This window comes from Methanoregula sp. (assembly GCF_049510175.1).
Taxonomy (GTDB): domain Archaea; phylum Halobacteriota; class Methanomicrobia; order Methanomicrobiales; family Methanospirillaceae; genus Methanoregula.
The window spans coordinates 50,337-65,461 of the sequence record NZ_JBEKZF010000004.1 but is presented as its reverse complement, the minus strand read 5'-3'; the positions used below and the strand labels follow the sequence as shown (position 1 = coordinate 65,461).

Here is a 15,125-nt window from a genome sequence, read left to right as displayed (position 1 = left end):
AATGAGTGCGGGAGATTATTACGACACCTTAGGTGTTCCCCGGAATGCCGACGGGAAGGAGATCAAGAAAGCCTACCGCAATCTCGCACGGAAATACCATCCTGACATCTGCAAGGAACCCGGCGCAGAAGACAAGTTCAAGCAGATCAATGAGGCCTACAGCGTCCTTTCCGACGAGCAGAAGAGGGCACAGTATGACAACATGGGCCACGAGACATTCACGAATGCCTCAAAGGGCTCCTATACCGGCGGGGGAGGGTTCGGCAACAGCGGGTTCTCCTCCGATTTCTCCGGTTTTGGCGACATCTTCGATTTCTTCGGCGGGGGGGGCCAGCGGAGATCCGGGCCCCAGCCCGGTGCCGACCTGCTGATGCGCATCCAGATACGGCTTGAAGATGCAGTCTCCGGTATTGACCGGGAAATTGAGGTGATGCATTCGGAGCCCTGCACGGCCTGCGGCGGCTCCGGCAGTGAGACGAAAAAGCTGAATGTCTGTCCGCGGTGCGGTGGCAGCGGACAGATCCGGCAGGCAACCAACTCACCGTTCGGGCAGTTCGTCCGGATGTCCACCTGCACCCAGTGCGGGGGCAAAGGGAAGATCCCGGAGAAGATGTGCAGGGAATGCCATGGTTCGGGCCACACCCGTGTCAAGCGGAAGATCTCCGTGCATATACCGGCCGGTATCGATAACGGGATGCGGCTGCGCATGGAAGGCTACGGGGAGGCCGGGGACTACGGGGCCGCGAACGGCGACCTGTTCCTGGAAGTGTACGTCCAGCCCCATGACCGGTTCGTCCGGTCCGGTGACAACCTTGAGACGTCAGTTGATATCAGTCCTGCGCAGGCCGTGCTCGGGACGCAGATCGAGATCGTGACCATCGACAAGCGTCATATCGATCTCCGGATCCCTGCCGGGGTCCAGTCCAATACCGCGCTCAAGATTGCCGGGGAAGGGGTCAAGCGTCGGGGAAAACCCGGTGACCTTCTCGTCCGTGTCAGGATCGTCACGCCAAAATCCATCAACAGCGAGCAGAAGGAACTGTACCAGAAACTGATCGAACTGGAAGGAAAGAGCAGCGGGAACAGCAGTTTCTTCTCCGGGTTCATGGGCAAAAAGAGATCCAGATAGTGAACCAGAATACCCTTTTTTCACTCCTTTCTGGCACACCTATTTGAGTGCCCGGGTCGCATGTGATCAGGATGAAACTGATCTTTGAGCTCTCCGGGGAAAATCCCACCCTCCCGTTTGCGGAGCTCGAATGTATCGGTACGGTGACCGATCAACGACTGCAGGTCGCGGTCGCTGACTGTCCTGACCCGAAAGCAGCGCTCCGTCTTGCCATGACGCAGGTCGTGCTCGAGTACCTCGGTGAATGCGAACCCGGCCTTTCCGCATTCCGGGAACTGCTCAGGAAGCTTGCACTCGAAACAACACGGCCCTTTGCCGGGAGGGCAAAGAAAGTCCATGGGGGTTGCCATGAGCGCAACCCGCAGTCTCAGCGTGAATTCGAGCGGCTCATCGGCACCATGATCTCCGGGCCGGTCTCTCTGAAAACACCGGAGCTCGAGTACCGGGCCATCCTCTCGGAAGACCGGTGCTATTTTGGCAGAGTCCTGTTCCCGATCAACCGGGCAGCCTATGATTCCCGGAACCCCGGCAGACGTGATTTCTTCCACCCGGGCGTCATGATGCCCAGAATGGCACGGGCCCTGGTCAATATCGCATGCAACAGTCCGGGGGATATCGTGCTTGACCCTTTCTGCGGGACCGGGGGAATCCTTATCGAGGCCGAACTGCTTGGTATGCACACGATCGGCAGTGATTTTGATGCGTTTATGATCCGGGGGAGCCGCAGGAATGCAAAAAATACTGCATTCCTTCTGGGTGATGCAACATCCCTTCCGTTCGGAGACAATACGGTCGACAGCGTTGTCACCGATTTTCCCTACGGCCAGTCGGTCTGTATCCGGAAGAGTGATACCATGGACCGGTTGTACGGCGATGCCCTCGATGAGATCCGCCGCGTACTCCGGCCCGGTCATCGTGCTGTTGTCGTTACCCACCGGGACATTTCCAGTATTGCTGCACATCACATGACCATCCTGCAGCAGCACAGCCAGCGCGTGCATAAGAGCCTCACCCGCAGGGTGCTGGTGCTGACGCAGTGATCTTTTACCTCATGCGGATAGTGAAGAATCGGCTCTAAAGAAATCCCTTTTTTACTTATATATTCGGTAAACACCTCAGACAACTATGAGTGTGATCCCCTCATCATATCGAAGAACTACGGTTCTTCTCAAGCCTGCTCTTCCCTTCGGGAACAGCAGTCTCCCCGGAGGGGGAGGCAACGCAAGGGGAGCATCCCCTTGACCCCCCCGTTTTCCTCACGGTTTCATCTTTTCGAAAGTCTGGTTGTTCTTTGTTTTTCGCTGACCTTCTGAGTGGATATCCCCTTACAGGGGATGCCCCAGCGGCGGGGACGGAGGCATTTTATGCCGTAGTCCTCAAGCGCGTCAGCATGAATGGTCAATGATTTTATCAGAACCAAAGAATCCTTTATTCTTTATCGATGTCAGATATACTGAGCTGATATGACCACAAGATACCCGAGCCGCCTGATAATAGTCATCGGTATCGCTCTTCTCGTCCTCTGCACCCCGGTCCTGGCATATTCCAGCGATGCGACCGGATGGTACGGGCAGGGAAATGCATTCCTCGCATCGGGGAATTATACTGAAGCCGTCGCAGCATATGATCGTGCCATTTCCCTTGAACCGTCATACTTCGAGGCCTGGGACGCCAAGGCGGACGCACTCAACCGTAACGGCCGGTTCTCCGATGCACTGGACGCATCTGCCCGGGCTCTGGCAATCAATCCCGACTACGCCCATGGCTGGATCAACCGCGGCCAGATCCTGTACAATATCGGGTATGTCTACGAAGACCAGAAGAAGGACCTGACCACGGCAAATGAATACTATAACCAGCAGCTGCTCGCGTTCGAAAAGGCGATCGAGCTCGATCCCGGCAATGCCGATGCCTGGTTCAACAAAGGATATGCCCTTGCCGGCCTGAAGAGGTACGATGAGGCAATCGCGGCGTTTGACAAGGTCCAGGAACTCAATCCCGATTACCCGAAAATTGCCCAGAACAAACAGATCGCACAACAGCTCAAAGACACATCGACACCCGATTATGTGAAATACGTCCCGGTACTGGCCGGTATTGCCGTGGTTATCATCGGTATTGTTGTCTGGTTTGTATTCCTGCGGGAAAAGAAAGAATAGCGATTCACTTCTTTTTTACGGATCACGACCGTTGCGGCTGACAGGTTTTTGAAAGAATCAAAAAAAGCGTGGTAATTCTACCGTGCCTTGTCGTAACAGATCTTTGCTTCTTCGTGTTTTCCTATCTTGTCCAGGGTATCCCCGATATCATTCCAGATCTCCTTGCGCCCGGGCTCGATCTCCAGCCCCCGTTTAAAGGCCGCGAGCGCGTCCTGGTACCTGCCCATCTCCAGGAGTGCCCGGCCTTTGTGAATCCAGGCGTCAACGAATTCCGGCTGGATATTGATCATTGCATTGAATGCATCCACCGCTTCTTCATTCCGCCCCAGTGCGATAAGGGCACTTCCCCTGGTGAAATACGTGATAGAGAACGTGGGGTCGATCAACAGCGCACGGTCATAGGATTCGATGGCAGCTTCATATTTTTGCTGGGATGACAGGACCATGCCATGCCGGGTCCATGCCATTGCGTTCTCCGGGTCCAGGACCAATCCCTGGTTGTATGCGGTTTCTGCCTCGGGATACTTCCCCAGATCGTAGAACGCGTTCCCTTTGCCAATCCAGGCCTCGGTAAGTTTCGGGTCCTGGTCAAGGGCCTTGTCGAATGCCTCGATGGCATCCCGGTACATCCCGAGTTCGGCAAGGGAGATTCCCTTGTGGGCAAATACTTCGGAACGGTGGTCGATCTCCAGTGCACGGTCGTAGGACTTGATCGCCTCGCGGTATTGTTCGAGCGCTGCATACGCCAGTCCTTTCTGGTCATGAAGGGACGACACCATGGGCATGACCTCCAGCGCGTGGTCAAAAGCGGTGATAGCGGCATCAAAACTGCCCTGCTCGGAAAGTGCCCGGCCTTTCCAGAAAAAGGCCTGCCAGCAGGAAGGATTGATATCGATAGCGCGGTCGAACGCAGTGGTTGCGGCAGTCGGGTTCCCAAGGGATACGAGCGCCCGGCCTTTCTCGTAAAAGGCACGGGCATTCCCGGGATTGAGCGTCAGGGCCTGGTCGAAGGATGCGATGGCCTCCTTGTACTTTCCAAGGTGCATCAGGGATCTTCCACGTTCGTAGATCGCATCGGCATAATCCGTCTGGACCCCGAGTGCAGCGTTGAATGCGGTTACTGCATCATCGAAACGCTCAATGCGGGCCAGGGCAACGCCCTTGTTATAATACGCATCAGCATACCGGCTGTTGTTTGCAAGAGCCAGATCGAATGACAGGATTGCTTCTGCGTACTGCGTCCGCTCGAGAAGGGCGAGGCCCTTGTAATAGCAGGCTTCAGCATAGTCCGGCTGGATCGAGAGCGCCTGGTCGAATGCTCCGATCGCTTCCTCATTGCGGTTCACGCGGATAAGGGCGATACCCCGGAAAAGGTATGCAGCAGCATAGGACGGGTTGAGGGAAAGGGCGTGATCGTAATCCTGGATTGCCAGGTCATACTGGTTAAGACCAGCCCTTGAAATTCCACGGTACAGCCGGGCTTCCCGGTAATCTTCCCGCAGGGTGAGTGCCCGGTCATAGGCACTGACTGCCTCGTTGTTCATGGAAAGCATGGCAAGCGCCCGGCCTTTCTGGTAGAATGCTTCCGCACAGTCCGGATGCTGCACGAGTGCGGATTCGAGATTTTTGATGGCTTCGTGATATTTCCCAAGCCGCAGGAATGATACCCCCAGATAGTAACTGGCACGGGCGTCTTTTGGATCAATGCCGAGCGCCTTGTGGAAGAAGCTGATGGCATCCTGGTCCCTGCCAAGAGATGAGATGGCGATACCCTTTCCGGTCCAGATATAGGCGAAATTGGGGCGGATCTTCAGGGCAAGATCAAAGGCATGGATTGCCTCATCGTACTGAGAGAGTTTGACGAGTGCAATGCCCTTTTGGTACAGGGCTTCCACCAGTTTCGGCTGGATGGAGAGTGCATTATCAAATGCAATAACGGCCTCCTTGTACATCCCCCGGTGGAAGAGGGCCCTTCCCCGGTCGTAAGAGGCAGCTACATAATCCGGCTGTATCTCAAGAGCCTTGTTGAATGCCTCAATTGCCTCCTCGAACCGGGAGACTGCAAAAATGGCACTTCCCTTGAGATACCAGGCTTCGGCATTGGTCGGATCGATCTCGAGCGCCCTGCCATATGCCTCGACGGCATCGTTGTGCCTGCCCAGCTCTGCCAGCGCCTTGCCGCGGTGAAGCCACGCATCGATGGATTCCGGGAAGATCCTTGTGACCTGGTCAAAGGCTTCAATGGCATCCTGGTACCTTCCGGTCTCAGAGAGCGAAAGTCCCTTCTGGTAAAAGGCCTGCCAGTTACCGTTATCAAGATCGATATTTTTACTGAAAGCGATGATGGCCTCGTCATGCCGGCCCAGGTTCGCGAGGGCAAATCCCTTGTCGTAATATACGCCGGCATAGTTCTTGTCAAGGTTGAGCACTTTGTCGAATGTCTTCACGGCTTCACGGTACATGCCGAGTGCTGAAAGGGCCCGGCCCTTGTCATACAACGCTTCCGCATATGCGGGATCGATCTCCAGTGCCCGGTCAAACACTTTGATGGCATCCTCATATTTTCCCAGTTTCGCAAGAGCAACGCCCTTGAAATGGAGAGAGGGCACGTGCAGCGGCTGGATGGCCAGCGCCTGGTTGTATGCGTCAATTGACTCTTTTGGCGTGCCAAGACTGTCGAATGAGCGAGCTTTCATGAACAGGGCATCGAAATAGTCCGGTTTGATGCGGATTGCCTGGTTGAATGCAGGAATGGCCTCTTCATGGCGTTCGAGGCGGGCAAGCGCTTCTCCCTGTTCGTACCAGGCTTTCGCATCATCCGGGGCCAGGGTGAGGAGGCGGTGGAATGACTCGACGGCTTCTGTATACCTGCCGAGCGCGACATAGGACGCAGCATGATAATACGATGCATCATGGTTTCCCGGGTCTGACTGGAGTGTCCTGTCAAAAGCATCGATGGCCTCAGTGTACCGTTTTAAATCATACAAGGCCAGCCCTTTCTCATACCATGCCGTTGCGTGCTGTGGTGAAATTTCGAGGACCTTGTCAAAAGACCGGATTGCATTGTCATACGAGCCGAGCAGATAGGATGCGCGGCCCCGCAGGAGGTATGCATCCGCATCGTCCGGACGCAGGTCCAGTACATGGTCAAATGCAGGAATGGCGTCGTCCGCCTTCCCCAGCCTGGCAAGGGAGATTCCTTTATAGTACCAGGTATCGGGGTCTGCCGGGTTCAGGGCAATCGCCGCATCGAACGCCGTAACAGCCTCTTCAAACCGGTCAAGGTGGTACAGCGCCAATCCTTTGTGGTAGAGAGCCTGGATGTCGGATGCATTGATCGAAAGGGTCGCGTCAAATGCCATGAGCGCCTCCTTGTGCTGGGAGAGCCGTTCCAGGGCAAGCCCTTTATCGTAAAATGCACTGGTGAAGTGTGGATCGATCGCGGTGGTATTTTCGAATGCCTGGATCGCGTCACGGTCACGACCGAGGTGTGCCAGTGCGACCCCTTTGTCGTACCACGCATTGGTATATTTCCTGTTGATGTCGATTGCGCGATCATAGGATGCGACCGCCTCTTCATACCTCCCCAGTTCAGACAATGCGATCGCCCGGTCGTACCAGCCATTTGCATTCTGGGGTTCCAGCTCAAGGGCGCGGGACAAGGCATCGATTGCCGGTTCAAACTGCCCGAGAGAGAGGAGTGAACTTCCTTTTCTCAGCCACGCCCCGGCACAGGCTTCATCGGAAGCAAGTACATGATCAAAACAGGAGATCGCTTCCTGGTACCTGGTCAGATCGATAAGTGACCGTCCTTTCAGGTACCAGGCGGTCGCATTTTCGGGTATAAGGGCAATCGCGCGGTCAAAGGATTCCAGGGATTCCTCAAACCTGCCAAGATCGAAGAGTGTGCTTCCTCTGAGGGTCCAGACATCGGCATTATTGTTTTCATAACTCAATGCGTTGTCAATTGACCGGAGTGCCTCCTCAAAACGTGACAACCGGGCAAGTGAACGCCCTTTTTGGTACAATACAGGGGCGTTGTCCGGACTGAGTTCCAGCATCTTGTCATATATCTTGAGAGCATGGTCATCTCTTCCCATCCCGGCATAGGAAAGGCCGGTCTGGTATACTGCGTCGATAAGGGATGCATCATGCGTGAGTGCCTGCTTATAGGAGCGTAGCGCTTTTTCATATTTCCCGAGGGCCTGCAGTGCCAGACCTTTATGATAATGGGCCTGTGCATATTCAGGTGCGTATTCGATCGTGTCATCAAACGATTTGATGGCATCGGGATATTTTCCGAGCCGGGAAAGGGCCAGGCCCCGGTGATGTGCTGCTTCGTATAACGTGGAATCCAGCTCTAATGCGTGGCTGAAGGACCTGACGGCCTCGTCATCGTTACCCAGTCCGGACAACGCCAGGCCCCTGCCGTATGCGGCCTGCGCAGATTTTGGATCGAGTTCGAGTGCCTTGTCAAACGCGCCTACTGCCTGGGAATTATCCCCGAGCCGGGAAAGGGCCAGCCCTTTCTCGTTCCATGCCGCCGCATCCAGAGGTGAAAGTGCAATTGTCCTGTTGAAGGCATCCAGCGCATCCTGCCACCGGCCAACCTGCATGAGGGAATTTCCCCGGTAATAATGCAGCTCGCTGGTGTTCATCCCCCCGGCAACAGCGAGATCGAATGCAGCAACAGCCTCATCATTGCGGTTAAGAATGGAGAGCACGAGCCCCTTCTGGTATGCCGCTTCTAAGAGGGCAGGCCGCAGTTCAAGCGCACGGTCAAGCGCCGGTATGGCATCCTCGTATTGTTTGAGTGCCCCCGATTCACGTGCCTTGTTATACCATGCGACCGCACAGGTGTCATCGACTGCAATTGCCTGTTCGAAAGCGGCACGTGCATCGTTGTGGAGATTCATTGCCGAGAGGCAGATTCCCTTGTAGTACCATGCCGGAGCGTTTTTCTGGTCGAGACTGATCAGTTTCTCGAACAGGGCGTGGGCATCTTCCCACCGGCTGATCCGGAGATATGCCTTCCCCCGGAAGAGCAGGGCAACGGGATTCTGGGATTTGCGTTTCAGCGATTTACCCAGGGATTCCACCGCCTCCTTATACCGGGAAAGCCGGTAAAGGGAGTATCCCTTGCAGGTGAGAAGTTCCGGATTGGCCGTATCGTTTTCCAGCGCCCGGTCGAGTTCAATCACCGCGTCCTCGTAACGGGCAAGTTTTACCAGCGCAGTGCCCCGTCCTTTATGTGCCCGCTCGTTCTCCGGGTCCAGCGCGAGCACCCCGTCAAATGCGGAAATGGCATCCTGGAACCGGTCGAGGTTCGATTGGGACTCGCCTTTCACCAGCATTGAACGGGAATCGCGTGGATCGAGAACAAGTGCCCGGTCTGCTGATGCAATTGCTGCTTCAAACTGACCCAGTTTGTGCAGGCAGATCCCCCGTTCGGCATGAACTTTTGCCGTATCATCCCCGAGTGCAATACAGCGGTCAAAGGCTTCAAGAGCTTCTTCGGTTTTGTCGAGACGGGTCAGGGCAAGGCCCTTTTCAAACAATATCTCTGCCGTATCCGGCCTGACGGAAAGAAACCCGTCGAAGGACTCGATCGCCTGCTCGTATTTTTCAAGGATGACAAGCGCCTTGCCCTTTTCCTGCCAGGCTTCGGCATTGGACGGATTGATCTCAAGGGCCCGGGTAAAGGTGACAACCGCATCGTCATACTGGTGACTGAGCATCTGGGCAAAACCTTTGTACAGGAATGCGCGTTCGCAGTCAGGGGAGATCCGGTTGACCTTCGCATAGGCAGCGATCGCCTCCTTGTACGACCCGAGATGGTCCAGTGCCCGTGCAAGACCATAGGCTGCAGGAAGATCTTTGGGGTGCACAGACAATACCCGTTCAAAGGCTGTTGCGGCCTCACGGTATCGCCCGAGGGCAGAAAGAGTCCTTCCATTCTCCAGGAAGGCATCGGCAAAGTCCGGCATGAGCCGGTTTGCCTCATCAAATACGACAGCAGCCTCCGGCAATCTCTTCAGGCGGAAGAGAGCGATACCCTTGTAATAGAAGGCCTCCCCGAATTCAGGAACCAGCTGGAGGGCCCGGTCAAAGGCCGTGATGGCCTCCTCGTCGTTTCCAAGGCTGATCAGCGCCCGGCCCTTGTAGAACCAGGTATGGGGGTTATCCGCTTCGATCTCCAGCGCATTGTTGTACGAGAGGACTGCCTCCTGGAACTGTTCGAGCGCGAAGAGGCAGAACCCCCTGATCAGCCAGGCATTGGCAATTTTCGGGTTTGTATCAAGGGTTTTTGTCAGGATCTCGATCGCATCACTGAATTTTCCCAGTTCGGCAAGGGCCAGCCCCTTGTGGTACAGTGCATCCCGGTTCGCCGGGTCAACTTCCAGGGCCTGGGAAAATGCAGATGCTGCATCGTCCTGTCGCCCGAGTGCCGCAAGTGCAAGACCTTTCTGGTACAGGGGCTCTGATTTTTGGGAGCCATTGGCGAACGCTGCATCAAATACCGCAATTGCATCCTCAAAATTCTCAAGCCGGACCAGTGCAAGTCCTTTCTGGTACAGTACTGATGTGTCTTCCGGGTTTATTTCCAGGGCAATATTGTATGAGAGGACGGCTTCATTGAACATCCCCAGTTCTGCAAGGGCAATACCTTTCTGGTAAAAAGCCGGGACATTGTTCGGGACCAGGACAAGAACCCGGTCGAATGCTTCTACCGCTTCGAGGAAACGCCCGAGACGGATCAGGGAAAGACCGCGATCATAATGGGTTTTTGCGAGGGCTGGATCGATCTCGATCGAGCGGTCAAATGCCGTGACCGCATCGCCAAACCGTTCAAGATCCGCAAGGACTACGCCTTTGCTGTGCCATGTTTCCGGAGACTCCGGACCGATGGAGATGGCAAGGTCAGCGGCTGCCAATGCGTCGTCATACCTGCCGAGATCGTGCAGGGCAGATGACTTGTAGAGTGCAGCGTCAGCGAGTTTCGGATCGGATTCGAGCGCACGGTCGAATGCATCGAGGGAATCCTGGAAGCGGCCGAGGGTATAGAGTGCGAGTCCCCGCTGGTAATGAGCCGGGGCATACCGGGGCGTGAGAGCCAGGCATCTGTCCAGTGCCTGGATTGCATTGTTCTGCTGTTCCAGCCGGATAAGGGCAAGTCCGTGGTAATAAGGGGCCATCGCACTCGCGGGATCGAGATGTTCAGCCTGGTCGAATTCGGGAAGGGACTCATCATACTGTGAAAGGTCCAGGAGTGAGAGCCCCTTGCGGTAATGAGTTTCGGCCGAATCCGGATCCAGACGGAGTGCAAGGGAATATTCCTCAATCGCCTCCCGGTGCTGGGAGAGATCGGCAAGGGCCCGCGCCTTGTAATAATGTGCCTGGAAATTGTTTGCATTTTCCGCAAGGGTCTTGTCAAAATCGTGGATGGCATCACGGTATTTTTCCAGGTTATACAGCGCGATACCTTTGCGGAGGCGTGCGTCGGTATATTTCGGTTTTAACTGGAGGGTCTTGTCAAAGGCAAAAACCGCATCGCTGTGCCGGTTCAGGTCGGCATAGGCTTTTCCCTTGTGATAGAACGCCAGGGCATTATCGGGGTCATAGATGAGCGCCCTGTCAAAGGCTTCGAGCGCTTCTTCGAACCTTTCGGATTTTTCCAGGGCGATCCCCCGGTTGAAATATCCGGGAGCATTGCTCGTGTCTTTTGCCAGGTTCCTGTCGAATGCGTCAAGGGCATCGGCATATTTCCCTGTCTTCAGCAGGGCTAAACCGAGATAATAAAAGGCTTCTGTGTAGGACGGCTCGATCCCGATTGCCCGTTCCAGGGATATGATGGCATCCGGGTATCTGCCGATTTCGATCAAGGATTTCCCCTTATTATACCATGCCGGAGCAAAATCCGGAAGGATGACGATGGTCTTCTCAAAGCTGGTGATTGCGTCCCGGTGATCGCCGAGTGTTGCGAGCGCCAGACCTTTATGGTACTGGGCTTCGCCGTTTTTCGGGTCGATCTCGAGCAGGATCTCGAAAACATGGATCGCGCCTTCGATACGGTTCACTTTTTCAAGAGCCAGTCCTTTGTAGTAGAACGCCTCGATGCTCCGCTGGTTCAATGAGATTGCACTGTCAAAGGCATCGATCGCATCCTGGTACCGGCCCATGTCATACAGTGCCCTGCCGTTCTTGATCCACCCGGCCTCGTTGTCGGGTTCAATTTTCAGTGATTTTGCATAGGCAATGAGGGCATCATCCGTTTTGCCAATCTGGTACAGCGCGTCACCTTTGCGCATCCAGATATCGCAGAGCGCCGGGTTGATGTCAAGGGCTCGTGTATAGGCGCCGATGGCGTCCGGGACCTTGCCGAGATCGTAGAGGGCATTCCCTTTCCTGACCCATCCTTCCGCAAGACCGGCATTGATCTCCAGCGCCTTTGTGTAGGCATAGATGGATTCCAGTTTCCGGGACTGGCTGAAGAGGGCGTCTCCTTTCTGCATCCAGATCTCAATGAGTGTCGGGTTAAGAGAGAGGATGCGATCATCCGTCTCGATCACTTCCGGGTAACGGCCGAGACTGAAGAGGGATCTGGCTTTGTAGATCATCGCTTCAATCAGCGAGGGATTTGCCGCAAGGCTTTTGTCAAGCAGCGGGAGTGCCTCCTCATGGCGTGATAGTGCAGCGAGGGCAATTCCCTGGTACATGTACCCATCGGTCAATGACGGGTCGAGTTGTGTTGCCTGCGAGAGCGCTGAGACCGCGTTCTCATACTGTTTGGACTGGAGATAGGCAAGTCCCCTATAATAATATGAGCTCGCATTGTCCGGATCCAGGGTCAGGGCGTTTGAAAAGGCCTTCACCGCCTCGTCATACCGTTCCCGCTGGATCAGGGCAATTCCCTTGAAGTGGTATGCCAGTGCACTGGATGGATCCAGTGAAAGGGAACTTTCAAACGCTTTTATCGCATCATCGAACCGTTCGCGACCGGCGTAGGCAATACCCAGATAATAGAGACCGGAAGCATTTTCCGGTTCAAGGGCAAGAGCACTCTCGAACGCCTTTATTGCATCATCGTATCGCTCTCTCTGTGCAAGGGCAACCCCTTTGCTATAGAGTATTTTGGGATCGTCCGGCGAGAGTTCAAGGGCCTGATCATAGGATACCACTGCCTCGAGAGGTTTACCCAGCCGGGAGAGCGCATTCCCTTTTTCAAAGAATGCCCGGGCGCATTTACGATTGATCTCAAGGGTCCTCTCAAACGAGCGGACCGCCTCTTCGTACCGTCCCAGCGCAGAAAGGGACAGCCCCTTGTAACACAAGGCATAGATATCACGCGAATCCTCGTCAAGTGCTCTGTTGAATATTGTGATTGCGTCGTCATATCTGCCAAGGGTGTACAAGGCAATACCTTTCCGCACGGCAGCATCAGTCAGCTTCGGGTTGAGCCCGAGGCATTTGTCGAAGGCAGCAATGGCATCTTCGCGTTGCCCGAGATGCGCAAGCGCAATCCCCTTGTGAAGCCACCCTTCGGTGAGGGCCGGGTTCTGTTCAAGGGCTTCATCAAATACCACGACTGCCTCCTGGTAGCGCAGCAGGTTGAACAGGGCAAGGGCCTTTTCATACAGGGCATTGGTATTCTGCGGGGACAGGGCAAGGACTGCATCAAAGGCAGTTACTGATTCCGTGAACCGGTTGAGGTGGGCAAGTGTCAGGCCACGGTGGTAGAGTGCAAGGGTATGGGTTGGATCGATCTCCGCTGCCTGTTCAAATGCAGAGATCGCGTCTTCGTACCTGCCAAGCTGGACCAGTACGAGGCCGCTCTGGTAATATGCATTGATATATTTCGGGTTGATCGCAAGGGTCTGCCTGAACGCATCGAGCGCCTGTTCGTACCGCCCGAGTCTGACGAGGGCCGCACCTTTGTCATAGAGGGCCTGGGGGTACGAGGGCCTGATTTCAAGACTCCGGTCAAACGACTCGATCGCATCCTCATACCTGCCGATTTTTGCCAGCTGCAGCCCTTTCTGGTGGAAGGCCTGTGCATTCTTCGGGTCGAAGGCAACGGTCCGTTCAAATTCCTGGACTGCATCCTCGTTTCTTCCGAGCTTGGAGAGCGCAAACCCCTTGTGATAGAGCGCATCGGAAAAGCCGGGGTTGATCCGGAGAGCACGGTCATACGCTTCTATCGCTTCGCTGAACCTGCCAAGGCTGGCATAGGAAATCCCCTCCTGGAAGGCAGCAGATGCACACCCGTTATCCAGACGGAGGGCTTCTTCGAACGATTCGATCGCTTCCTTATGCCTGCCGAGCCGTGTGAGGGCAATCCCCCGGAAATAATAGGATCCGACATGATCCTGCCCGATCTTGAGCCTGCGGGTAAAGGAATCGAGCGCTTCTTCGTACCGGCTCAGGTTGATACAGGCAACACCGCGCCGGAACCAGGCTTCGGCATTATCCGGTTCGAGTGCCAGGGTCCTGTCGAGATCAAGAACGGATTCCCGGTAATTTTTCAGCCGGAAATATGCGAGACCCCGCTGGAATATGGCCTCGGTATTTCCGGGATTTACCCCGATAGTCCTGGTGAACGCGTCTGCAGCTTCCTCGAACCGGCTGATCTGCACTTCGGCAAGTCCGAGATAATACCAGGCTTCAGGAAGTTCAGCGCTGAGCTCATTTGCCTGGTGAAGAGCGTAAATGGCATCCTCATATTTCCCGATTTTAAAGAGCGAGATCCCCTTGATGGCCCAGATATCGGCATGACCCGGTTCGTGGTGGAGGAAATTGTCGGCAGACAGGATGGCATCCTCATTCCGCTCCTGTTTGGCAAGAATGAAACTCCGGTAGTACCAGACCCAGAAATCGTCCGGATCGAGCTCGAATGCCTTGTCAAACGCCGCCAGGGCCTCGTCATATTTTCCGATATCGTAAAGCGCTATACCCTTGTTATAATATGCCCGTGAGTAGCCGGGGACGATCTCGATTGCTTTGTTGTAGGAAAAGATCGCTTCCTGGTGTCGCCCGAGATCGGCGAGAGCAATGCCCTTGTTGTAATACACTTTCGCGTGACGGGGATCCACCATCAGGGCGTGGTCATAGGCAGAGATCGCCTCCTTGAACCTGCCCAGTTCATAGAGCGCGATTCCCTTGAGGATCCAGGCTTCGGCATTGTCATATTTTATGGAGAGGAGGCGGTCACAGGCCTCGAGCGCCTCTTCGTTCCTGCCCAGCTGGGCGAGGGTGGCTGCCTTGTTGTACCAGGCATTGGGATCGGCAGGTTCGATGGCAACCGCCTGGTCGTAGGCATCGATGGCGTCTTCGAATTTTCCGAGATCGTAGAGCGCGATTCCCTTGAAGTAATGGGCTTTTGCCAGTTTGGGGTAGAGCGCAAGTCCCCGGTCGAACATGACGATGGCTTCTGGGAACCTGCCAAGATCATAAAGTTCGATCCCCTGTCGCAACAACGCTTCCGCATCACTCTTGTTCATGAATGAAATAACCTCGTTTCAGAAATTCCGAGTATGTCGTGGATTTTTCCCGTATCCTGTCCTGCTGCCGGTATTTCTCTCTTTCCTCAGGTATACAGGTTTCATAAAGGCCGCATATACCTTTTCCGGTACCTATACGTGTACAATACCAATGTATGAATACTATTTTTATACTCAATCCATATTAAGTGCGTTTGGTTAAAATCGGGGGAGGTATTACCCGTTCCCCGGATGGCGGATGACACGGGACAAACGCTCAATCCCCGTCTGTATCTTTTCTGGAGTTGCGTTGAAAAAATTGAGGCAGGGTATTGTTATGATACCCGAGCGGCAGCAGGG

At 54.9% G+C, this 15,125-nt stretch carries 4 protein-coding genes; 3 read left to right on the top strand and 1 reads right to left on the bottom strand.

Annotated features, from left to right (window positions below):
• Window position 1: 1 nt before the first annotated feature.
• From dnaJ to ABSG49_RS07040, 3 genes are all read left to right on the top strand, one after another.
• Window positions 2–1,129, top strand: coding sequence for a molecular chaperone DnaJ (gene dnaJ / locus ABSG49_RS07050; protein ID WP_424025416.1), 1,128 nt, complete (start codon window positions 2–4; stop codon window positions 1,127–1,129).
• A gap of 71 nt (window positions 1,130–1,200) precedes the next feature.
• A complete protein-coding gene (locus tag ABSG49_RS07045; RefSeq protein WP_424025415.1) occupies window positions 1,201–2,169 on the top strand; it encodes a methyltransferase domain-containing protein in 969 nt (322 codons plus the stop codon).
• A 423-nt stretch (window positions 2,170–2,592) separates the two neighbouring features.
• Entirely contained in the window at window positions 2,593–3,288 is a 696-nt protein-coding gene (locus tag ABSG49_RS07040; RefSeq protein WP_424025414.1) for a tetratricopeptide repeat protein, read from the top strand.
• A gap of 77 nt (window positions 3,289–3,365) precedes the next feature.
• On the opposite strand, the gene ABSG49_RS07035 is transcribed toward ABSG49_RS07040, so the two are convergent.
• Complete coding sequence (locus ABSG49_RS07035; protein WP_424025413.1) at window positions 3,366–14,786, bottom strand: tetratricopeptide repeat protein; 11,421 nt, start codon at window positions 14,784–14,786, stop codon at window positions 3,366–3,368.
• Window positions 14,787–15,125 lie beyond the last annotated feature (339 nt).